General features: G+C 53.7%; 2 rRNA genes (1 of these 2 cut by a window edge). Both read right to left on the minus strand.

The window, feature by feature from the left end:
• Window positions 1-26 precede the first annotated feature (26 nt).
• A 5S ribosomal RNA gene (gene rrf / locus ABE434_RS18690) occupies window positions 27-141 on the minus strand.
• Window positions 142-266: 125 nt separating this feature from the next.
• Window positions 267-2,500, minus strand: a 23S ribosomal RNA gene (locus ABE434_RS18695); it runs 645 nt beyond the window's last position.

The following is a 2,500-nucleotide window of genomic DNA, read 5'->3' on the forward strand; positions in this document are numbered from 1 at the left end:
TGAGCAGCGGGGTTTTCGGGTAAAAACCCTGGCGATGACCTACTCTCGCATGGCTTAGGCCACACTACCATCGGCGCAGCTGCGTTTCACTTCCGAGTTCGGGATGGGATCGGGTGGTTCCACAGCGCTAATTTCACCAGGGAGACAGTTGGAGCGTCGCCATCCTAAGGAACGGATTAAGGCGCCTGCCTCTCGTAAGTCTTGTGACGTAGCGTGCACTTGGGATCTATCGACATGTCATGTCGGCCAAGGCAACTTGAGGTTATATGGTCAAGCCACACGGATCATTAGTATCAGTTAGCTCAATACATTGCTGTACTTACACACCTGACCTATCAACCACATAGTCTATATGGTTCCTTCAGGGGGCTTGTGCCCCGGGAAGTCTCATCTTGAGGCGCGCTTCCCGCTTAGATGCTTTCAGCGGTTATCGCTTCCGAACATAGCTACCCGGCAATGCCACTGGCGTGACAACCGGAACACCAGAGGTTCGTCCACTCCGGTCCTCTCGTACTAGGAGCAGCCCCTCTCAAACTTCCAACGCCCATGGCAGATAGGGACCGAACTGTCTCACGACGTTCTGAACCCAGCTCGCGTACCACTTTAAATGGCGAACAGCCATACCCTTGGGACCGACTACAGCCCCAGGATGTGATGAGCCGACATCGAGGTGCCAAACACCGCCGTCGATATGAACTCTTGGGCGGTATCAGCCTGTTATCCCCGGAGTACCTTTTATCCGTTGAGCGATGGCCCTTCCATACAGAACCACCGGATCACTAAGTCCTAGTTTCCTACCTGCTTGATCCGTCGATCTTGCAGTCAAGCACGCTTATGCCTTTGCACACAGTGCGCGATGTCCGACCGCGCTGAGCGTACCTTCGAGCTCCTCCGTTACTCTTTAGGAGGAGACCGCCCCAGTCAAACTACCCACCATACACGGTCCCCGATCCAGATTATGGACCTAGGTTAGAACGTCAAGCACGACAGGGTGGTATTTCAAGGATGGCTCCACTGCAGCTAGCGCCACAGTTTCATAGCCTCCCACCTATCCTACACAGACGAACTCAACGTTCAGTGTAAAGCTATAGTAAAGGTTCACGGGGTCTTTCCGTCTTGCCACGGGAACGCTGCATCTTCACAGCGATTTCAATTTCACTGAGTCTCGGGTGGAGACAGCGCCGCTGTCGTTACGCCATTCGTGCAGGTCGGAACTTACCCGACAAGGAATTTCGCTACCTTAGGACCGTTATAGTTACGGCCGCCGTTTACTGGGGCTTCGATCAAGAGCTTCGCCTTGCGGCTGACCCCATCAATTAACCTTCCAGCACCGGGCAGGCGTCACACCCTATACGTCCACTTTCGTGTTTGCAGAGTGCTGTGTTTTTGATAAACAGTCGCAGCGGCCTGGTTTCTGCGGCCCTCTTCAGCTATAGCTCGCATGAGCCACCAAAAAGGGCGCACCTTCTCCCGAAGTTACGGTGCCATGTTGCCTAGTTCCTTCACCCGAGTTCTCTCAAGCGCCTGAGAATTCTCATCCTACCCACCTGTGTCGGTTTACGGTACGGTCTGCGTAAGCTGAAGCTTAGGAGCTTTTCCTGGAAGCGTGGTATCAGTGACTTCGCCTTAAAGGCTCGTCTCGGTGCTCGGTCTTGAAGAATCCCGGATTTGCCAAAGATTCAAACCTACCTCCTTTCCCCCGGACAACCAACGCCGGGTACACCTAACCTTCTCCGTCCCTCCATCGCACTTACGCGAGGTGCAGGAATATTAACCTGCTTCCCATCGACTACGACTTTCGTCCTCGCCTTAGGGGCCGACTCACCCTGCGCCGATTAACGTTGCGCAAGGAAACCTTGGGCTTTCGGCGTGCGGGTTTTTCACCCGCATTATCGTTACTCATGTCAGCATTCGCACTTCCGATACCTCCAGCAGACTTCTCAATCCACCTTCAACGGCTTACGGAACGCTCCTCTACCGCGTACATATAAATATGCACACCCCAAGCTTCGGTTCACTGCTTAGCCCCGTTAAATCTTCCCCGCAGACCGACTCGACCAGTGAGCTATTACGCTTTCTTTAAAGGGTGGCTGCTTCTAAGCCAACCTCCTGGCTGTCTGTGCCTTTCCACATGGTTTTCCACTTAGCAGTGAATTTGGGACCTTAGCTGTGGGTCTGGGTTGTTTCCCTTTTCACGACGGACGTTAGCACCCGCCGTGTGTCTCCCATACAGTCCGTCTCGGTATTCGGAGTTTGCAATGGTTTGGTAAGTCGCGATGACCCCCTAGCCATAACAGTGCTCTACCCCCGAGAGGATACATATGAGGCGCTACCTAAATAGCTTTCGAGGAGAACCAGCTATCTCCGGGTTCGATTAGCTTTTCACTCCTAATCACAGCTCATCCCCGTCTTTTGCAACAGACGTGGGTTCGGGCCTCCAGTACCTGTTACGGCACCTTCACCCTGGCCATGACTAGATCACCCGGTTTCGGGTCTACTG

Source organism: Stenotrophomonas sp. TWI1183 (genome assembly GCF_039673115.1).
In the GTDB taxonomy this organism is placed as follows: Bacteria; Pseudomonadota; Gammaproteobacteria; order Xanthomonadales; family Xanthomonadaceae; genus Stenotrophomonas; species Stenotrophomonas maltophilia_AA.